The organism is Amycolatopsis sp. NPDC004772, assembly GCF_053601215.1.
Genome location: NZ_JBSGBK010000012.1, coordinates 36,609 through 56,627 on the forward strand (window position 1 = coordinate 36,609; position 20,019 = coordinate 56,627).

Annotated in this window: 16 protein-coding genes; 11 read left to right on the forward strand and 5 right to left on the reverse strand. The window is 71.5% G+C overall.

All coding sequences use genetic code 11. From position 1 onward, the window contains the following. Positions 1–32 precede the first annotated feature (32 nt). The gene (locus ACWEF6_RS10240) at positions 33–734 is read right to left on the reverse strand and encodes a creatininase family protein (RefSeq protein WP_449682618.1); all 702 of its coding nucleotides are present in this window, start codon (positions 732–734) and stop codon (positions 33–35) included. 28 nt (positions 735–762) lie between these two features. On the opposite strand from ACWEF6_RS10240, the gene ACWEF6_RS10245 reads away from it, so the two are divergent. The 4 genes from ACWEF6_RS10245 to ACWEF6_RS10260 all read left to right on the forward strand — a co-directional run bounded on the left by ACWEF6_RS10245 (position 763) and on the right by ACWEF6_RS10260 (position 4,940). Beyond that, positions 763–1,563, forward strand: coding sequence for an inositol monophosphatase family protein (locus ACWEF6_RS10245; RefSeq protein WP_449682619.1), 801 nt, complete (start codon positions 763–765; stop codon positions 1,561–1,563). A 138-nt stretch (positions 1,564–1,701) separates the two neighbouring features. Further along, on the forward strand, positions 1,702–3,174 hold the full coding sequence (locus tag ACWEF6_RS10250) for a serine/threonine-protein kinase (RefSeq protein ID WP_449682620.1): 1,473 nt from the start codon (positions 1,702–1,704) through the stop codon (positions 3,172–3,174). 124 nt (positions 3,175–3,298) lie between these two features. After that, positions 3,299–4,357, forward strand: a complete 1,059-nt coding sequence (locus ACWEF6_RS10255) for a glycosyltransferase family 4 protein (RefSeq protein WP_449682720.1) — start codon at positions 3,299–3,301, stop codon at positions 4,355–4,357. A 40-nt stretch (positions 4,358–4,397) separates the two neighbouring features. Then, positions 4,398–4,940 (forward strand): SLATT domain-containing protein, encoded by a 543-nt coding sequence (locus ACWEF6_RS10260; protein WP_449682621.1) that lies wholly within the window; start codon positions 4,398–4,400, stop codon positions 4,938–4,940. A 4-nt stretch (positions 4,941–4,944) separates the two neighbouring features. Here ACWEF6_RS10260 and ACWEF6_RS10265 read toward each other — a convergent pair whose 3' ends face one another. Both ACWEF6_RS10265 and pdxR read right to left on the reverse strand, forming a co-directional pair. Continuing rightward, positions 4,945–8,181: a GH92 family glycosyl hydrolase gene (locus ACWEF6_RS10265; RefSeq protein ID WP_449682622.1), complete on the reverse strand. Its 3,237-nt coding sequence runs from the start codon at positions 8,179–8,181 to the stop codon at positions 4,945–4,947. A gap of 92 nt (positions 8,182–8,273) precedes the next feature. After that, a complete protein-coding gene (gene pdxR / locus ACWEF6_RS10270; protein ID WP_449682623.1) occupies positions 8,274–9,596 on the reverse strand; it encodes a MocR-like pyridoxine biosynthesis transcription factor PdxR in 1,323 nt (440 codons plus the stop codon). A 46-nt stretch (positions 9,597–9,642) separates the two neighbouring features. Here pdxR and ACWEF6_RS10275 point away from each other — a divergent pair, with 46 nt between their 5' ends. Beyond that, complete coding sequence (locus ACWEF6_RS10275; RefSeq protein WP_449682624.1) at positions 9,643–10,635, forward strand: aldo/keto reductase; 993 nt, start codon at positions 9,643–9,645, stop codon at positions 10,633–10,635. On the opposite strand, the gene ACWEF6_RS10280 is transcribed toward ACWEF6_RS10275, so the two are convergent. Beyond that, entirely contained in the window at positions 10,563–11,465 is a 903-nt protein-coding gene (locus ACWEF6_RS10280; protein ID WP_449682625.1) for a LysR family transcriptional regulator, read from the reverse strand. The two genes, ACWEF6_RS10275 and ACWEF6_RS10280, sit on opposite strands and share 73 nt — an antisense overlap. An 82-nt stretch (positions 11,466–11,547) precedes the next feature. Between ACWEF6_RS10280 and ACWEF6_RS10285 the strand changes: the two genes are divergently transcribed. Further along, positions 11,548–12,822, forward strand: coding sequence for an MFS transporter (locus ACWEF6_RS10285; protein ID WP_449682626.1), 1,275 nt, complete (start codon positions 11,548–11,550; stop codon positions 12,820–12,822). A gap of 85 nt (positions 12,823–12,907) precedes the next feature. After that, positions 12,908–13,081 carry a hypothetical protein gene (locus tag ACWEF6_RS10290; RefSeq protein WP_449682627.1) on the forward strand — a complete coding sequence of 58 codons (174 nt, stop codon included), beginning with the start codon at positions 12,908–12,910 and terminating at the stop codon, positions 13,079–13,081. 37 nt (positions 13,082–13,118) lie between these two features. On the opposite strand, the gene ACWEF6_RS10295 is transcribed toward ACWEF6_RS10290, so the two are convergent. Further along, positions 13,119–16,031: a tetratricopeptide repeat protein gene (locus ACWEF6_RS10295; protein ID WP_449682628.1), complete on the reverse strand. Its 2,913-nt coding sequence runs from the start codon at positions 16,029–16,031 to the stop codon at positions 13,119–13,121. A gap of 146 nt (positions 16,032–16,177) precedes the next feature. Here ACWEF6_RS10295 and ACWEF6_RS10300 point away from each other — a divergent pair, with 146 nt between their 5' ends. From ACWEF6_RS10300 to ACWEF6_RS10315, 4 genes are all read left to right on the forward strand, one after another. Beyond that, on the forward strand, positions 16,178–16,840 hold the full coding sequence (locus tag ACWEF6_RS10300) for a vWA domain-containing protein (RefSeq protein WP_449682629.1): 663 nt from the start codon (positions 16,178–16,180) through the stop codon (positions 16,838–16,840). Further along, entirely contained in the window at positions 16,827–17,684 is an 858-nt protein-coding gene (locus ACWEF6_RS10305; protein ID WP_449682630.1) for a hypothetical protein, read from the forward strand. The genes ACWEF6_RS10300 and ACWEF6_RS10305 overlap by 14 nt, the downstream gene beginning before the upstream one ends. Positions 17,685–17,743: 59 nt before the next feature. Further along, complete coding sequence (locus ACWEF6_RS10310; protein ID WP_449682631.1) at positions 17,744–18,625, forward strand: restriction endonuclease; 882 nt, start codon at positions 17,744–17,746, stop codon at positions 18,623–18,625. Between the two features lie 268 nt (positions 18,626–18,893). Further along, positions 18,894–19,070 carry a hypothetical protein gene (locus ACWEF6_RS10315; protein WP_449682633.1) on the forward strand — a complete coding sequence of 59 codons (177 nt, stop codon included), beginning with the start codon at positions 18,894–18,896 and terminating at the stop codon, positions 19,068–19,070. Positions 19,071–20,019: the final 949 nt, after the last annotated feature.

Below are 20,019 nucleotides of genomic sequence, written 5' to 3' on the forward strand. Positions count from 1 at the left end.
GTGGTAAGGAGGGTTAGAACCCTCCTTACCACTCACGACAAGGTGAGCACCTCGAGGACGTTGGCGAAGCGCTGCACCAGCGTGTCCAGCACGACGTGCCCCTTCGCCGCACTCGCCAGCGAAGGACGGCCGACCACGCCCGACTCCGTGTACGCCCGCAGGCCCAGCGTCAGCAGGTGCTCCCGGTCGGTGACGTGGTCGGCCGTTTCGTGTCCGGGCCGGACCAGGTGCGGGTGGGCGTGCAGCAGGATCGACGTCTCCAGCTCGCCCGCGTGCATGTCGTCGTCCAGGGACGTCCGCAGGCCGGCCGCGGTGTGCGCCGCCTGCCAGTCCGCGACGCCGGGGAAGAGCGCCATCGCGCCCGCCGCTTCCTGGACCACATTGGACAGTACGTAGTTGCCGCCGTGCCCGTTGACCAGCACGAGCCGCTCCACCCCGGACGCCTTCAGCGACGCGGCCACATCGGTGACCACCGCGTGCAGCGTGCGCGCCGAAATGCTCACCGTGCCCGCCCACCCCGCGTGCTCGTGCGAGCACGAGATCGTGATCGGCGGCAGGTGGAGGACGGGGTACGCGGCGGCGACCGCGCGGGCCAGGGTGGCCGCGATCACCGTGTCGGTCGCCAGGGGCAGGTGGGCGCCGTGCTGCTCGAAGCTGCCGATCGGCAGCACCGCGACCGACGCCCGCCGTTGCTGCTCGTCGGCGGTGGTGGCGAGCGGGAACAGGTCGGTCATCTCCGCGGCCCTTCACTAGGTTGGTGGCATGACCGAGCATGCCGCACTACTGGACATCGCGCGCGAGGCCGTGGCGAAGGCGACGGAGATCGTCCGGTCGCGCCCGAGTTTTTCGGTTTCCGCGAAAGGCGATCGCGACCTGGTGACCGACGTCGACACCGCGGTCGAGGACGCGCTGCGGGCGTTCCTCACCGCCGAGACGCCGGAGATCGGGATCCTCGGGGAGGAGCGCGGCCGCAGCGGGGACGGCGGTGGCCGCTGGTGGGCGCTCGACCCCATCGACGGGACGGCGAACTTCGCGCGCGGAATTCCACTGTGCGGGATTTCCCTGGCGCTCGTGGACGGCGAACACAGCACGGTCGCCGCGATCACGCTGCCGTACCTCGGAGTCACCTACACCGCCGCGCGCGGTGAAGGTGCTTTCGCGAACGGAGAGCGCGTCGGCGCTTCCACCGCCACGGAAATCTCCGACGCGATGATCGCCGTCGGGGACTTCGCGATCGGCGAGCTCGCCGAAGAGAAGAACCGTGCGCGGCTGACCCTGCTGTCGGATCTCGGCGCGCGGGCGCAGAAGATCCGGATGCTCGGCACGGCGGCCATCGACCTCGCCTGGGTGGCGGACGGAAAGCTCGACGCCGCACTGATCCTGTCCAACAACCCGTGGGACACCATGGCCGGCGTGCTCCTCGTGCGCGAGGCCGGCGGCGTCGTCGTCGACCGCGACGGCACCGAGCACACGGTCGGTTCCGCGGCGACGATCGCCGTCGGCGCCGGGCTGCGCAAGGAGATCGTGGACGCACTTGATCGCGCGTACGGGGTTGTTCGTTAGGATTCCGGGGTACACCGTGGGCGGCGCCACAGCGCTCGTTTGCGCTGTCCGCGCAAGGTTTTCGGTTACGTTGGTACCGGTCGGCCGCCCAGCCTGGCATGCTGACCGGATCTCGTCGGCCACTTCGGAGAATGGTGGATGCTCGTGGAAAGTCGCCGGATCCGCGATCGGTACCGGCTGGTCGAGCCGATCGGCGGCGGCGCGATGGGCACGGTGTGGCGGGCCCAGGACGAGAAGCTCGACCGCACCGTGGCGATCAAGGAACTCCTGCTCCCGCACGACCACGACGAGCAACGCACCCAGGAGGCGAAGAACCGCGCGATGCGCGAGGCGCGGATCGCCGCCCGGTTGCAGCATTCCCACGCGATCACCGTGTTCGCCGTCCTCGAGGAGGAGGACCGGCCGTGGCTGGTGATGGAGTACCTGCCGTCGAAGAGCTTGGCCCTCGTGCTCGGCGAGGAGCCGGCCACGGTGGACGACGCCATCCGCGTCGGCGTGCAGATCAGTTCGGCGCTCGCGGGCGCGCACCGCGCCGGGGTCGTGCACCGCGACGTGAAGCCGGCCAACATCCTGGTCTCCGAGGATGGCACGGCGAAGATCACCGACTTCGGCATCTCGCGCGCGATCGGTGACGTCAAGCTGACGGCCACCGGCGAGATCGCCGGCACGCCCGCGTACCTCGCGCCCGAAGTGGCCCGCGGCGAGGACGCGGACTTCGCCGCCGACGTCTTCTCGCTCGGCGCCACGCTGTACGCCGCCGTCGAGGGGCAGTCGCCGTACGGCACCGCCGACAACCCGATCGCCTTGCTCTACAAGGCCTCCAGTGGCGAGATCGTGCCGCCGGAGAAGGCCGGCCGGCTGACCCCGCTGCTGGTGCGGATGCTCGCCTCCGAACCGGCCGAGCGCCCGTCGATGGACGAGGTCGAGCAGGAGCTGCTGGCGTTGCTGCCGGACGCGGAGCCCGGCGACTCGGTGCTCGCGGCGACGGTCCCCGAGACCGAGCCCCCGGCGGTGCCGGTCGTGCCGGCCGCCGTCACCGTGCCCGCGGGCGAGGTCACCGCGGTGTCGCCGGGGGCGCGCAAGGGCCTGATCGCCGTCGGGGCGGGCGCGGCGCTGCTGTGCGTGGCCGTCGTCGTGGCGATCCTGCTGGTCGTGCGGCAGAAGCCGCCGCAGGACAACGTCGCCGCACCGCCGTCGCCGACGCCGTCCACCTCGGCGTCCGCGGCCCCCTCGACCCCGCCGTCTACGCCCGCGCCCTCTTCGCCGCCGACGTCGGCGCCGTCGACCGCCCCGACTTCGCCGACGGTCTCGACGGTGGCCTCCTCGAAGACGGCCGTCGACGCCCTCACCGCCTACTACGGGCTGCTGCCGAGCAACCCGGCGGCCGCGTGGAACCTGCTGACGCCGCACTTCAAGGCCTCGCGCAACCAGACGTACGAGACGTACAAGAACTTCTGGGGCCGGTACAAGTCGGTCCAGGTGAGCAACCCCCGGGAGGTCGGGCCGGGCCGCGTTACCGCGCGGGTCACCTACGACGGCGGGAACGCCGAGAACGACACCTTCACGCTCGTCCAGCAGAACGGCGTCTGGATGATCGACGCACAGAGCTGAACCGTTCCGGCGCGGGGTGCGTGTGACGTATGAGCCGTCACCGCCGTCGACCCACGCTGGAGGTAGCCGTGTCTGTTTCCGAACCCCGCCTGCTCCGGCGCGCGCGATGAGGCCCGCCGACCCGATGGTGTTCATCCTCCCGGCCGCGCCGCCGGGCAGCGACACCTACGACAAGCGGATGTGCCAGAACCTGCCCGCCGTCGGCCAGCCGGTGCTGGAGCTGCCGATCGCCGGCGACTGGCCGGAGCCGGACGCGACGTCGAGACGGAGACTGGCGCGGTCCCTCGCCGCGCTGCCGGACCGGACGGTCGTGCTGCTCGACGGCATGATCGCCTCCGGCGTGCCCGAGATCGTCGTCCCGCACGCGCGGCGGCTGCGGCTGGCCGTGCTGGTGCACCAGGCGCTGGCCGACGAGCCCGGCCTCGCCCCGGCGCACGCCGCGGAGCTCGACGCGTGCGAGCGCGAGACGCTGCGGATGGCCGGCATGGTCGTCGCGACCAGCCCCTGGCTCGCCCGGCTGCTGATCGACCGCCACGACCTGGACCCGGCCCGCGTCTACGTCGCCAAGCCCGGCACCGACGCGGCCCCGCTCGCGGCGGGCGCGGACGGCGTGTCCCGCCTGCTCTGCGTGGGGGACGTGACCCGCCGCAACGGCCACGACGTGCTGGTCCAGGCCCTCGGCGAGGTCGACCACCTGGCGCTGTCGTGCGTGTTCGCCGGCTCGCTGGAGGCGGACCCGGCGTTCGTCGGCGAGCTCGGCTGGTCGATCGAGCGGCTCGGTCTCGGCAACCGGATCACGCTCGCGGGCGACGCGGTCGACCTCGGCGCGGCCTACAACGCGGCGGACCTGCTGGTCATCCCGGCCCGCGCGGCGACGTCCGGCATGTTCGTGGCCCAGGCACTGGCCCGCGGCATCCCGGTCCTGGCCACCGAGGTGGGCGGGGTGTACGACGCACTGGGCGTCGACGCCGACGGCGAGATGCCGGGCCTGCTGGTGGCGCCGGACGACCCGTACGCACTGGCGGACGCACTGCACCGCTGGTACGCGGACCCGGAACTGCGCCGCTCCCTGCGCACGGCGGCGCTCGGCCGGGGCAGCGCGCTGGAGGAGTGGGACGTGGCCGCCCGGCGGCTGACGCACGTCCTGTCGCGGCTGGCGTCCGAACCGCGGATCGTCGCCTGACCCCCTTGCCGGGGTGCGGGGATTCCACGACCCTGGCCCGATGGCGTCCCCGTCGCAGCGACCCGGCCACCTGGATTCCGAACGCGGCTTCCTCGAAGTCGCCGGCCGGGATCCCGACCGCCCGCTGCGCGACCAGTTCCTCGGGTTCCGCGACCTGATCTCGGCCGACATGGCCTGGGTGGACAGCCGCAAGAGCCAGTTCCGCCGCCACGCGTCGATCGTGCGGGTGAGCGCTCTGCTGCTCACCGCGGCGTCGACCGTGGTGCTCGGCATCCAGGAGATCCCGGCCCGCGCGTCGATCGCGCTGCCGATGGTCGCGCTGGTCACCGTGCTCGGCGGCCTCGAGACGTTCTTCAACTGGCGCTCGCGCTGGGTGCTGATGACGGAGACGCGCTACCGCTTCAACCGCCTCCGCGACGAGCTGGACTACTACATCGTCACCACCCCCGCGGTCGAGCTGAGCCGCGGCCGGCTTGCGGAATTCTTCGCCAAGCACCAGGTCGTCTGGGACGAAACCAGCCGCCAGTGGGTCGAATTCCGCAAGCTCGACCGCCCGCCTCAGGCGCCCGAAGCCCGCGGCTGACGCGTCACGCCAGGGTCAGCGCGTAGATCTCCACCCGCGGGTCGTTCGGCAGGCTCACCGACTGCACGGTCTTCCCGCCGTCCAGGGCGGCCGCGATCCCGAACAGCCGGACCGGCGGTCCGTCGACCCCGCTGCCGGCCTTGATCCGGTGCGGCATCTCGAGCAGCACCGGACTCCCGGACCCCGCCCAGTCGCCGAAGGTCACCGCCAGATCGGCGCTGGTCCCGTCGGTGTAGTGCGCCGTCACCGACGTCGACACCGGGCCGTTGTGCGACGCCCCGACCAGCTTCACCGCCGTGTGCTGACCGGCCGGGAGCAACAGCGACTGCCCGCGGGCCTCCACGAAGTTGGGCGAAGTGCCCGAAGCGTCCGGCGCCGCGTAGGTGACGCCGTCCCAGACCACCGGTCCGGCCGCCGGGAGCAGGTCGGCGTCGTAGCTCCAGCCGCCGCCGTCGAAGTTGCCCTGGTCGGACGCGGCCACCGTGGCCGTGCCGTCGTGGTTGCGGTCGCGGGTCAGGTCGACCGCGCACTGCGGGCCGGTCGTCACGCACGCCGACGGCGTCCGGACCTCGACCGTCGCCGAGCGCGTCACCGTGTTCGCGCCCAGCCCGGTGACCTTGACCTCCACCGGGTACGTCCCGAGCGCCGCGCCCGCCGGCACGGTCACCGTGATCGGCACGGTCTGCTGCACCGGCAGCCGTCCGGACCAGGGCAGGAGCAGCGGCTGGACCCGGGACCTCCACGGCGAAGTGACCGAAACCGTCACCGGCTGCAGGCCCGGGTTCTGGGCCACCACGTCCAGGTCGAGGTGCACCTGCCGGGCCGCCCCCGACGGGATCACCACCGACGTCTGCCGCAGGGAGGCGTCGACGTGCCGCCGCTGGTCGCCGGTCGCGTTGTTCACCGAAGGCGGCGCCGCGGACGACGACGTCCCCCACGAAGACGGCTTCGAGCCGAGCTTGTGCGACAGCGTCCCGCCGTGCGCCAGCGAAGCCCAGTCCAGGGACGTCTTCCGGACGTCCCGGCCGTTGAGCGACACGCTCTGGATGTACCGGTTCGCGTCGCTCGCGCCCGGCGCCGACACGGTGAGCGTCCCGCCCTGGGCGGACCCGTACTGTCCGATGCGGACGGTCGCCGACTCGAACTGCGGGCTCGACAGCGCGAGGAAGTTGGCACCGCTCATCGTCGGGTACAGGCCGAGCGAGGAGAAGACGTACCAGGCCGACATGGTGCCGAGGTCGTCGTTGCCGGTCATGCCGTCGGGGCCGGTGGTGAACAGCGTCATCGCCGCGCGGACGACGGTCGCCGTCTTCGCCGGGGCGCCGACCCAGTTGTACATGTAGGGCGCGAGCAGGTCGGGCTCGTTGTTCGGGTTGTAGGTCGCCTTGCCGTAGTAGTCGTACGGGCTGGCGATCCAGTCCTTCCGCGCGGTGCCGGCCGGGTCCTTCAGGAGGTTGCCGTAGGCGAAGAAGGAGTCCAGGCGCTTCTCGGTCGCCGTCCGGCCGCCCATCAGGGAAACGAGCCCGGCCGGGTCCTGCGGCACGAGCCACTGGTACTGGTAGGCGCCGCCTTCGTGGAACTGGTGGCCGGCGTCGACCGGGTTGTACGGCGTCACGAACGTGCCCTCGGCCGTGCGCGGGCGGAACTGCTGGATCGACGAGTCCCACAGGTTGCGGTACCACTGGCCGCGGTCGGCGAACATCCGCGCGTCCGCCTGGTGGCCCAGGCCGCGGGCCATCAGCGCGAGGGACGCGTCCGCGGCGGCGTACTCCATGGTCGCCGACGCCGGGTGCTCGCAGTCGTTGTCACCGCCCTTGGCCGCGCAGTCCGTGCCGAGTTCGAGCCCGCTCGGGAGGTACCCGCGCTCGTTGTAGTAGTTGACGCCCGAGCGGCCGTTGTACGGCGAATCGGCGGGCGGCGTGCTCGTCGCGTTCTTCTTGAGCAGCGCGTACGCCTCTTCTTCGTGCCCGGCGAGCAGGCCCTTCGACCACGCTTCGACGAGGAACGGCGTCACCGGGTCGCCGGTCATGATGTTCGTTTCGCTCTCGGCGAGCGCCCAGCGCGGCAGCCACCCGCCGTCGCGGCCGATGGCGACGACCGACAGCGCGACGTCCCGCGCGACCTGCGGTTCCAGCATCTCCAGAAGCTGGTTTTGCGGCCGGTAGGTGTCCCACAGCGAGAAGTTCTGGTACGGCGTGTAGCCGCTCGCGGTGTGCACCTTGCCGTCGAAGCCGGTGTACGCGCCGTCGGTGTCGCCGGCCAGGTTCGGATGCAGCTGCGCGTGGTAGAGCGCGGTGTAGAACGCAGTCTGCCGCTCGGTCGTGCCGCCCGCGATCTTGATCGCGCCGAGCCGGTCGGCCCACTGCTGGTGCAGCGCGGCCCGCGTGGCGTCGAAGTCGTAGTCCTTGGTTTCGGCAGCCAGGTTCTTCCGGGCGCCGTCGAGACCGGTGTAGGACAGGCCGACCTTGAGCACGACGTCGTGGTCGGTGCTCGCGTCGAAGCCGGCCCAGGCGCCGTTGCCGCCGGTGCCCGCGGCGTCGCGGCCGCCCGGCGTGCGCGTCGAGCCGCGCCAGGTGCCGAACGAGCTGAACGGCCGGTCGAAGGTGGCGGTGAAATAGACGGTGTGCTCGTCGTGGCCGGCGCAGAACCCGCCGGCCTTGACCCGCCCTTCGAGCGTCCGGTCGCCGATGACGTGGATCTCGGAGTCCTTGACCGACTGGTTGGCCTGGCCGGTGTTGAACAGGACGTTCGCCTGCCCGGTCGAGGGGAACGTGTAGCGCTGCCAGCCGGTGCGCGCGGTCGCCGTCAGTTCGGCGTTGATGCCGTACTTCTTCAGGCCGACGCGGTAGTAGCCGGGCTCGGCGTGCTCGTCGTCGTGGCTGTACCCGGACTTGTAGGCGTCCTTGTCAACGTTGTCCACCGCGCCGGTCGTGGGCATGATCGGCAGCTCGCCCATCACGCCGCAGCCGACGCCGGACAGGTGCGTCTGGCTGAAGCCGTAGATCGCGTTCTGCAGGTAGTCGTAGCCGCCCTGGCCGCCGGTGTCCGGGCTGACCTGCACCATTCCGAAGGGCGCACTCGCGCCGGGGAAGGTGTTCCCGAAGTTCTGTGTGCCGACGAACGGGTTGACCAGGCCCACCGGATCGACCGGCGCGGCGGCGTGGGCGGTGGCCTGGGTCGTGGCGGCGACCACGAGCGCGGCGGCCGCCGCGGCGATCAGTTGTCTGCTTGGCGACCCCATGGGGCGCGCACCTCCCAGGTGACAACGTTGTCAGAAGCGGACTGTCTGGCAGCTTTTCACATCCGCGAACATTTGAGAAGGCGGCAACCAGGTCAAACCGTTGTCATGGCCTGCCGGAGCAGCCGCGCGGCGGCCTCGACGCCGGTGTCGGCGAGGTTGCCGTAGCCGAGGACGAGCGCGGGCTCGCCCGGCGTCGTCCGGTAGCCGTCGAGATCGGTCACCTTGACCCCGGCCGCCCTCGCCTTCCGGACGACGGCCGCGGCGTCCTGGTCGAGGTGGAGCACGAGGTGCAGCCCGGCGGCGACCCCGGAGAGCCGCGCCGGCCCGAGCGCGTCGACGAGCTTGTCGCGCCGCGCGCGGTAGCGCAGCCGGGCCGCCCGCAGGTGCCGGTCGTAGCCGCCGCTGGTGATGAAGCCCGCCAGCGCGAGCTGGTCGAGCACGGGCGGCGGATGCGCTCGAACTGTCCACTGTGGAGGAACGACGACCCAGCCGAGTCCGAGCGCGGGACTGAGTGTCTTGCTGACCGAACCGAAGTGCGCGACCCGCCCCGGATCGGTGCCCTGGACGGTGCCGACGGGCCGCCGGTCGTAGCGGAACTCGGCGTCGTAGTCGTCCTCGAGGATCAGGCCGTCGACGTCCCGCGCCCAGGCCAGCAGCTCGGCGCGCCGCCGCGGCGAAAGGACCGAGCCGGTGGGGAACTGGTGCGCGGGCGTGACGAGCACGGCGCGCACGCCCGCCGGAATCCGCCCGACGTCGATGCCTTCGCCGTCGACGGGCACCGGGTGGACGGTCATCCCGGCGTCTTCGGCCGTCCGCCGCAACCGCGTCCACCCAGGATCTTCGACGGCGAGCCGCGTGTTGCCGCGCTCGACCAGCGCGCGGCAGACGCCGGCCACGCCGTCGGTGACGCCGCCGCAGACCAGCACGGTGCCGGGCGCGGCGCCGCGGACGCGCCGGAGGTACTCGCCCAGGACCTGGCGCAGCCGGGGGTGCCCGCCCGGCTCGGGCAGCCCGAAGTCCGGGTGCGGCGCGTTCGCGAGCACTTCGCGGACCGCTTCGGCCCAGGCCCGGCGGGGGAAGTTGCGCAGGTCGGGCAGGCCGGGAGCGAGGTCGTACCGCGGTGCCGGCACCCGCGCCGGCTCGGGCGGCGCCACCGCGTCACCCACCGGCCGGACCCGGGTGGCCGACCCGGTGCGCCCCGCGAGGTACCCCTCGGCGACGAGCTGGGCGTAGGCCTGCGTGACGACCCACCGCGAGCACCCGAGATCGGCGGCGAGCCGGCGGCTGGGCGGGACGGCGCCGGTCAGAACGCCGTCCCGGATCGCCTTGCGCAACGCCCTGGCCAGCTGTTCGTGCTTCGGGCCCGGCCCGGCCGGCTCCAGCAGCACACCCCAATCGGTCTGTGATCCCGCCACGATATTGGACTGTAGTACCGGACCGATCCGGCCTTAGCGTGGTCGTATGAAGAAGGTGGAACTGGGCCTGACCGGTCAGCACGTCAGCCAGGTGTCGCTGGGCTGCATGACGATGGGCACGTCGACGGACGAACCGACGTCGAAGCGCATCCTGGACGCCTACCTCGACGCGGGCGGCGACTTCCTGGACACGGCGAACTGCTACGCCTGGTGGGCCCCGGACGCGACGGGCGGCGAAAGCGAGTCCCTCCTCGGCCGCCTCCTGAAGGGCCGCCGCGACCGCGTGTTCCTGGCGACGAAGGTGTCGGCGGGCATCACGGACCTCCCGGCGGCCCGCGCCGCCCGGCATCCGGACGGCACGGTGGACTGGGCCGGGGTGGAGCGCACGTTCGAGGGAGCGGGCGCGGCGGTGATCGAGCGCGAGGTGGACCACAGCCTCCGGCGGCTGGGCACCGGCCACATCGACCTCTACTACATCCACGTCGACGACCGCCGCGTCCCGCTGGAGGAGACACTGTCCGCATTGGACGGTCTGGTCCGGGCGGGCAAGGTGCGGTACATCGGCTGGAGCAACGTCCGCACGTGGCGCCTGGAACGCATCAGGTCCCTGGCGCTGGCCAACGGCTGGGCCGCCCCGGCGGCGGTCCAGGTCCAGCACTCGTACCTGCGCCCCACCGGCGCCGACGTCCCGTCGATCGCGGGCGCCGAGCTCCTGGACTGGCTGTCCCTGCACCCGGACGTCTCCCTGGCGGCGTATTCCTCACTGCTGCGCGGAATCTACGACGACGCCGCGTACCGTGAGTCCACTCCGGTCTGGCGGTCCTACGCGGGCCCGGATTCGGAAGCCCGCCTCGCCGCGGTGGCGAAGGTGGCGTCGGCACTGGGCGCGTCGGGCAACCAGGTGGCCCTGGCGTGGTTGCTGCACCACGGCGTCATCCCGCTGATCGGGCCGCGCACGTGGGAGCACTACGAGTCGATCGCCCCGGCGTTCACGTTGGAGCTGCCGGACGAGCTGCTGTCCGTATTGGACAACGCGTAGGCGGCGGCGAGCAGCGCGGCGACACTCGGCTTGTGCTCGTCGCGCCGCCGCCACGTCATGGTGACGTCGGTGGCCGCTCCGGCCAGGGGGACGGCGACGGCACCTCGGTGCTCGACGAGCGCGGGCACGAGCCCGCACCCCAGCCCGGCGGCCACGCACCGCGCGAGGGCGGCGAGGCTGCCGACCTCCGCCTCGACGACCGGTCCGTCGATCCGGTCCAGCATCTCGCGGAAGCCACACCCCCGCGGCGTCGCGAGGAAGCCGACGCCGTCGAGATCGCCCGGCCGGAGTTCTTCCCGCTGCGCCAGCGGATGTGCCGGCGGGACGAGGACGACGAGCGGCTCGGTGCCCAGCGACGCGCTGGCGAGCGCCGGGTCGGCGGGTGCGTCGCCGAACGTGAAGCAAACGTCCATTTCGGACCGTTGCACGGCCTGGTAGAGCTCCCCGCGGCTGCCCTCCCGGAGGGCGAGCCGCACGCGCGGCCACTTCGCCCGGTATTCGCCGAAGAGGGCCGGGATTCGCTGTGCGCACAACGTTTCCAAGGCGCCGATGGTCAGGTCGCCTTCCGGTTCGCCGCGCTCCTCGTCGACCGCGGCCCGGGCCTCCTCGACGAGCTCGAGCACCTGGTCCGCGTAGCCGACGAGCCGTTCCCCGGCAGCGGTGAGCCGCAGCCGGCGCCCGCGTTCGAACAGCTTCGAGCCGAGTTCCGCTTCCAGGGCCTGGATCTGCTCGGTGACGCTGGACTGCGCGTAGTGCAGCTCGGCCGCGGCGCGGGTGAAGTTGAGCGTCCGCGCGACGACGCGGAAGGTGCGCAGGTGGCGCAGTTCCATGGCATCCCCCATCGGCGTTCCCGATACCCGCCATCGTAACTCCCTGCTTCCGCCGAGGTCACCGAGCGTCCAGGCTTCCGGTGTGGCAAGACTCCTCACCGGCTTATCGCTGGGTTACTTCCTGGTCATGCTGGACACGACGATCGTGACGGTCGCCCTGCCGGCCCTCTCACCGTCTTTGCCGGCGCAGCAATGGATTTCGAACGGCTACACGCTGACGTTCGCGGCGTTCCTCCTCACCGCGGGAGCGTGGTCGGACCGGTTCGGCGCCCGCCGGGTGTTCTTCCTCGGTCTCACCTCGTTCGCGGCGCTGTCCGGCTTGTCGGCGCTGTCGGTTTCGGCACCGATGCTGATCGCGCTGCGGGCGCTGCTCGGCGTCGCGGGCGCCTTGCTGGTTCCTTCGTCGCTGTCGCTGATCGCGGTGGCCAACCCGGTACCGTCCGCGCGGGCGAAGGCGATGGGGGTGTGGGCCGCGGTGAGCGGAACCGGCCTGGTGGCGGGCCCGGTGCTGGGCGGCGTCCTGACGGAGGCGTTCGGCTGGCGGGCGATCTTCCTGGTCAACGTCCCGGTGGCGCTGGTCGCTCTGGCGCTGTCCCGCTCGGCACCGTCGACCCCGGCGAGACCGGGTTGGTTCGACGTGGTGAGCCAGGTGTCGGCGGTCGTCTCCTTGTCGACGCTGACATACGCGCTGATCGAGCGGTCGTGGGGTGCCCTGGTGCTCGCCGTCGCCGCGGCCGCGGTGTTCGTGCGGTCCCAGCGTCACCCGGAGGCGATGCTCCCGGCCCGCCTGTTCCGCGTCCGCGCGTTCCCGCTCGGGCTGGCGGCCGGCGCGATCGTGAACTTCGGGTTGTCCGGGGTGCTGTTCGTGCTGTCGCTGTATTTCCAGAAAACCCGCGGATATCCGCCGTCGACAACCGGGCTGGCCTTCCTGCCGCTGACGATCCCGACGGCGTTCAACCCGATTTTCACCGGCCGGCTGGTGGCCCGTTCCGGCCCGCGGATCCCGGCGGTTTCGGGCTTCGCCCTGATGTCCGGAGGCGCGCTGCTCCAGGCGGCCACGACGTCGGCGGCGCTGTCGGTGGCCGCGCTGGCCCTGCTGGGCTTCGGCGTCTCGTTGGCCATCCCGTCGTTGCTGGCCATGGTGGTCACGGCGGCCCCGCCCGAGCTGACCGGCATCGCGGGCGGCGCGTTGAACGCCTCCCGCCAGACCGGCGCGGCCCTCGGGGTGGCGATCCTGGGTGCGTTGTCGGCCGCGACGACGACGTCGATCGCGCTGTTCACGGCCGCGGGCGTGCTCTTGGCCGGAGCGCTCGCTGTTTCCTGTTCGTTTATGAAACAGGAAACCCCTTGTCGCTGAATGCGGCGGCGCGAATCCTCGGTGGTGGGCGCGGAATTCTCCGAAGCGCCCGGATCAAATCACCATTCCCGAGGAGGGATTCGCCATGTCCAAAAAGCTGGTCAAAATCGCCGGTCCGGTGCTCGCCGTCTGCGCGCTCGCCGCGCTGCCGCTGATCGGCGCCACCACCGCGTCCGCGGACGACGGCGGGGCGCCGGCCGCCCCGGTCGTCACGCCGACGCCGACCCCCACCACCGACGGCAACCCCTGGCACGGTTGAGGAACCCGCGGCCGTGAGTGGCGCCGCCACTCACGGCTCACCGCGGCGCGCAGGCGCAGCTCAACGCCGAACGCACTTCGCGCACTTCGCCGGCTTCCGGCAGCTCGAGCTCGGCGAACTCGTCCTCGGCCGCGGCCCAGTGCGTGACGGCGCTTTCGTGGTCGCCCATCGCGTGCAGCGTTTCGGCGACGCCGCGGTGGGCGCGGGCCCGGTAGGCGCGGTTGCCGCTGCCGTCGGCCAGGTCCAGAGCGGACTTGCCGGCGGTGAGGGCTTCCTGCCGGGCGCCGCGGGCCAGCGCCGTCGCGCCGCGGTCGAGGTACAGCTGGGTGCGCAGGTCCGCGTCCGGGACGTTCGCCGCCACTTCGCGGGCCTTGTCGTGGTAGCGGACGGCTTCGGCGTACCGGCCGCGCTGCCGGTGCACGTTCCCGAGGTTGTTCAGCGCGTACGCCTCGACGCAGTGATCGCCGACTTCGGCGGCGTGCCCGTGCGCCTCCGTGTAACTGGCCAGCGCTTCGGTGAGCAGACCGAGCCGTTCCTGCACCGAGCCGAGGTTGTTCAGCGTGTGCGCCAGGCCCTGGACGTGGCCGATCTCGCGCAGCATCCGCGCGGCGGATTCGTGCTGGCGCAACGCGACCTGGAGGTTGCCGTGGAGCTCGTTGAGGTAGCCGAGCATGCCCAGCGCGTGGGCTTCGCCGCGGCGGTCCTCGGTCTGCTCGTACTTGGCCAGCGCGGCCTCGAGGTGGGCGATCGCCTGGTCGTGCCGGCCCAGTTCCATGGTGGGGATGGCGAGCGCGCACAGCGTCGCCGCCTCGCCGCGCGGGTCGCCGAGGCGGCGCCACTTGGGTAGCGCCTGGGCGGCGAGTTCCAGCGCCTCGGCGAGCTGCCCGCGCCGGTCGTGCGCGGTGGCCAGCCGCAGCAGGACGTGCGCCTGGCCGTAGTCGTTGCCCGCGTCGGAGGCGACGATCTTCCAGGCGAGTTCGAGCGTGCCGATCCAGTCTTCGAACTGGTTCGTCGTGTTGAAGTACCGCCACAGCAGCACGGCCAGCCGCCAGGTGTGCTCGGGCAGCGCGTGCGCGGCGGCGTAGCGGATGGCGGCCACGAGGTTGTCGCGTTCGGCGACGATCCACCGTAGCCCGGCATCGGCGTCGGCGAAGCCCGGCGTCACCGCGCAGGACCGGTCCGTCGTCGACGGCAGCTGAGCCCGGTCGAAGGGGTAGGCGGCGCGGACCGCGGCCGCCAGCGTGACGAGGTAGTAGTCGAGCAGCCGCACCAGCGCGGGCTCGGGGGCCGGCTCTTCGGCGGCGAACTCCTTGAGCGGGTCGAGCATCTGGTAGCGCTCGGTCGCGGCCTCCTCCAGCAAGCTGACCTCGTGGAGGTCGTCGAGCAGCGCTCGCGCCTCGGCGACGCCGCAGCCGGCCAGCGCGGCGCCGCCCGCGACGTCCACGTCCGGGCCGGGCAGGCTGCCGAGCAGCCGGAACAAGGTGCGCTGCGGCTCGCCGAGCTGCCGGTAGGACACCCGGACGGCGGCGATGCCGTCGGCCTCACCCCACGGCCCGTTCTCCTCGAGCAGGCGCAGCAGGTGCTCCAGCGGCCACCGGTCGTGCCGCCGGAACAGCGCGGCCGCCACGCGGATCGGCATCGGCAGGCAGCCGCACCGCCGGACCACCGCGTCGACGTCGGCGGCCCGGCCGCGCAGCCGCGACGGCCCGGCGAGCACGTGGAACAGCTCGGCGGCCTCCTCCGGGGGCAACGGCGAGAGCCGGAGAGGCTCGCCGGTGTCGGCGTCGCCCATCCGCCGGCTGGTGATGACGGCCAGGCAGCCGTCCGCCTCCGGCAGCAGCGGCCGGATCTGCTCCGGCGACGCGGCGTTGTCCAGCACGACGAGCGTGCGCGTGCCCCACAGCGTCGCCTGGTAGAGCGTCACTTTCCGGCCCACGGTGGCCGGGATCTGCTCGGCGGGGACGCCGAGTTCGACCAGCAGCTCGGTGAGGGCGTCGCCGACGTCGGCCGGCTCGACACCGGGGGTGAACCCGTTCAGCCGGGCGAGCAGCTGGCCGTCGGGGAACCGGCGGCGGAGCCGGTGGGCCGCCTCGACGACCAGCCCGGTCTTGCCGACGCCGGGCGCACCGCTGACCCAGACCGCGCGCCGCCCGGCCGCGGCAGCCGCCTCGATCGCGGCGATTTCGCCGGTCCGGCCGGTGAACCCGCCGGGCCGCGACGGCAGCGAACTGGGCGGATCGCCCTGTTCGGCGCGCGCGGCGAGCTTGCGCAGCACCGGCCCGGGCGCCATCCGCAGCGCGGTGAGGGCGTCGCGGGTGCCGTGGAAGACGCGCAGCGCCGCGACCCGGTCGCCGCCGGCGAGCAGCGCGCGCATCAGCAGTTCGGCGTGCTTCTGGCTGGCCGGATCGGCCTGGACGAGCGGCCGCAGCCGGTCGCGCGCCGAGCGGTGGTCGCCGGATTCGAGCTCGAGTTCGGCCAGGTCACCGACGACGTCCGGGTAGCTCTCGTCCGGCGAGATGACCTCGGGCCCGCCGACGCGGTCGATGTCGATGTCTTCGAGGAACTTCCCACGCCACAGCCCGGCGGCCTCGCGCAGCAGCGCGATCGCCCGGCGGGGGTCGTCGGCGCGGACGTCCGCGGCTTCGGCGCGCAGCCGGTTGAAGCGGGCGGTGTCGAGCTGGTCGTCGGCGATCCGCAGCAGGTAGCCGGTCGGGGTGGTCTCGATGGTCGCGTCCCCGACGACGTCCCGCAGCCGCTTGATGTAGCTGCGCACCAGGGTGGGTTTGGCTTCGCGATCGGCCCAGACGATCTCGGCGAGCCGGGCGGGCGTGACGGGCTTGTTGGCGTGCAGGAGGAGCACGACGAGGACGAACCGCTGCTGCTGGTCGCCCAGCGGCACCGGCACGCCGTCGTGCCACGCCTCCAGCGGGCCGAGCATCCGAAACTCCACGCGGCCTCCCCGGCGTCAGCTTGCTGTCCTCTTTTGATGTCGCGCAATCGGCCGTCCGGGTTTCGCGAATCCGCATTTCTTCCACGTTCGGTGCACAAGGCGTTGGCACACTCCGCCGGTCGACCAGGGGTGAAGGAGAAACGAATATGGGGTCCGACGTGTTGCCGTGTTACGTGGCCTGCGACGTTTCGCTGTCGATGACCGACCACATCGACGAGCTCAACGCGGGGTTGCGCGAGTTCCGCGGCGCCGTCCACGCGGACGCGTCGGTGGCCGGCCGCGTGTTCTGCAGCGTGGTGGGGTTCGGCGAGCGGCCGCGGGTGGTCCAGTCGCTGCTGCCGATGGACGACCTCGCTGAGCTGCCGGAACCCGGTCCGTGCGCGGGCAGCAACTTCGGGCCGGTGTTCACCTTCCTGCGCGCCGAGATCGACCGCGAGGTCTCGGTGTTGCGCCGCCACCGCGTCCGCGTCCACCGCCCCCTGGTGTTCTTCCTGTCCGACGGCCAGCCGACGGACCCGGTGACCTGGCCGTCGGCGTACGCGTCGCTGGCGGACCCGGCGTGGCCGCGGTGTCCCCGGGTGGTGACGTTCGGCCTGGGCGACGCGGACGAGGAGGCGCTGGGCCGCATCGGAACGTTCCGCACGTATTTGAGCCGCGACGGCGTCCGCATGGGCACGGCGCTGATCGCCTCGGTGATGCACGTTCTGTCCACTTCCCGTCCACCGGCCGACCGCACCCTGTCGGCACGGGGGCGCGCAAAGGGGTTGCCATGGAAACGCACTGAAGGAGAAGCCGGTGGAGCGCGCTGAGCTGGTGGCGGAGCTGAAGACGGTGCGGAAGGGCCGCGGCTTGCAGGCGAGCAGGCTCCACGACCGGGTGGGCCCGTGCCTGCGGGCGGCGTGCGGAGTGGTGGAAGCGGACGGAATGGTGGCGATCCGCGCCAAGGTGTCCGGCAGGCTGTCGGAGCTGGCGGAGCAGTTGCCGGAGGACCTCCGCTTGGCGGCGTTGGCGGCCTTCGCGATCACACCGGAGGCCCGCCAGCCGCTGTACCAGGAAAGAGTCAAGTGGGCGGCAGAGCGCGTCGACCGGGACCCGCGCACGGTCCGCCGCCGCGTGGACGAGGCGATCGAGTTGCTGGCCGAGCTGGCCACACCGCTGTCCCCGCCGGCCCCGGGCCGCTGGCACACGGCATCGTTGACGCTGGCGCTGGTGATCGAGGAACCGTGCGTGTTCGAGCAACACCGAGTGGTGGCCGACCAGGACGGACTCCGGACGTTCGACCTGGCGGTTCCTTCGACGGAGGGCATGGTGCTGTACGGCGGAAAGCTGTCTTCTTCGGGAACAATGGACCTACCAGCACCCCTACCCCGCGGCGGCTCGTGGGAGTTCGCGGCGGTGTTCCCGGTGGAGCCGCCGTCCCGGATGGTCTTCGTCCCCCGGCACCGGTGCGAAGTATTCGATCTGCGCCTGCGGTTCGGAAAGAAGGCCCCACCGGAGGTACTGGCACTGGACGGAGCGTTCGAGAGGGACGTCCAGGACCCGGGCTACCGGGGACGAAAGCTGCAGGTGGACGCGGCGGGGGAGGTCCACCTGCAGTTCCGCCACCTCACCCCCGGGCTGGTGTACGGGGCCCGGTGGGCGGAGGACCGGTGAGCACCCGTGCGACGATGGACGACCGCACTGGAGGATCGAGGAACCGGGAAGCTTGATCGGTGACCATCGCAGGTACAGACGTGGAGATTCCGTCGGCGCGCTCGCTGGTCTGGCCGGTCGTGTGCGCGCTGCGAGAGCTGGGCGGCTCGGGGCGGATCGACGAGATAGACGACAAGGTCGCCGAGCTCGAAGGCTTCACCGATGAACAGCAGCAATTGGACGGTCGCAACGGGCTGGAGCTTCCGTACCGGTTGCGCTGGGCTCGCACGATGGCGAAGAAACGCGGTCTGGTCGAAACCGTCAGCCGTGGCGTGTGGGCGCTGACCAAGGACGGCAAGGAAGTCGACGAGGCGGAGGTCAAGCGCCGCCGCGTGATGCACGCGCGTGATCGTAAGAAGAGCGCCGTGCCGGAGGGCGCGTCCTTCTCCGCCGACACAGCCGACGAGGTCGAGGCCGTTCTCGATGGCGACGACGATGCCGAACACGCCTGGCAGGCTACGGCGCTGGCCGCGCTCCAAGCGATGAAGCCGGACGCTTTCGAGCGGCTATGCCAACGCCTCCTGCGCCAAGCCGGATTCATCAACGTCGCCGTCACCGGCCGCACCGGCGACGGCGGGATCGACGGCGTGGGGACCTACCGCATGTCGCTGGTCTCGTTCCCCGTCTTCTTCCAATGCAAGCGCTATGTCGGTTCGGTCGGATCTTCACAGGTCCGCGACTTCCGCGGAGCAATGATCGGCCGAGGCGAGAAGGGCTTGCTCATCACCACCGGAACGTTCACCTCGGCGGCTCGTGCAGAAGCCACCCGCGACGGCGCTCCACCGCTCGACCTCATCGACGGCGAGGAACTGGTGGAGCTCCTTCGCGAGCACAAACTGGGCATCTCCACCGAACTGGTCGAGCAGGTCACCGTGCACACTAGCTTCTTCGACTCGATCTGAGGGCGCGGGAATGCGGAGAACCATTCGAGCTCCGCGGGACTGGCGAAGGGTGGGAATAGACCTGGCCCGGGCCCCACTTTGCTGAACGTCGCCGGCAGGGTGGTCGCCGATCAGCGAGGTAGGGCTTTGTGGCCCGGTCCTCGTTCAAGACCAACCGTGGTGAGCTGCCCCAGCGACAGCCCACCACGGCCGGAGAAATCCCCGTGGTTGGATTGTCTGTTTCTGGCTGACGCGCGCTTGATAGTCGCCGTGAAGTTGGTAGTAATGGATGCGTGGTGACCATTGCGCCCGATTCGTCGATTGCGGTCGCCCCGGTGGCGAGCAGGAGATCGAGCTGGCCTGGTTCGCCGCCGAGCCGTCGGTTGACCGTGTCGACATCACTGGTCACCCGATGCGCGGCGGAACCGAGACGGGACAGGACGGCGAGGCCGCCGACCACGGGTGATTCTCCGATCGAGTCGCCGCTCGATCTCCGGGAGCGCCTCGACCAGCGACGTCGTGACCGGACCGAAGAGGTCCGTTACCCGGGGTTGGTCACCAGACACGCGCTACCTCTTGCGGTGGGTTCCAGCCTTCGAGGATCTCCCGGCCGCGGCCGGGGTCGGCGGCCAGATCGAGAGCCACGAAAAGTGGATGTGCCAGCGGCCACGGTGGCCCGTCTGGCGATGCTGGAAACCTCAAGGAACACACCTGAGGCACCGGCGCGATCCGGATGGTCGCCCCGCGAGCGGCTTCCGATGTCGGCACGCCCAAGAGGGCTTCGGCCCGGTGGGCCGTCGTCGCGTCGGGGACATAGAAGTCTGACGGATAGTCGGTCCGGACGCCAGCGGGAGCGCCGAAGGCGGCAGCAGCCATCGTGTCTGTCAAGGCCCAGCCGACGCCGGTCGTCGGCTCATCCCAGCCAGTGTGCAACGCACTTGCGATCGTGGGGTCGTCAAGGAGCGCCACACGCGCCACCGTTGTTCGTGCTGGTCGCCAGGCGCTCGCCGTCTCCCAGAACAGCTCCGGAGTGACCGGAAGACTGTCGGAATCGATGAGCTGAGCCTCTCGTAGAGAGTTCATCGCAGCAGAGACCGAACTGGGTGACCGGCGGAGTTCCCGTGCGAGTTGGCGGACGCAACCTGGATGTTTCGGGTTGAGAAGCAGGGCGCAGACAACTTCTAGTGTGACCTTGCCGGCGAACAGGTCGACCGGGCGTGGGAAGTCAGGTGCTGCAGGGACTGCGGTATCGACGAGGACACCTGGGCCGGAAAGGTGCAGATGGCCACGGAGATCGAGCCAGCTCCAGCCTTGCTCGCGGAGCACTTCGCGGGCGGCCGCCACAATCCGATCGGCGGCGAGCAGGTGAAACCGTCCACGTTGCAGCCGTAATCCCTACTGCGGTGAGCGCAGCG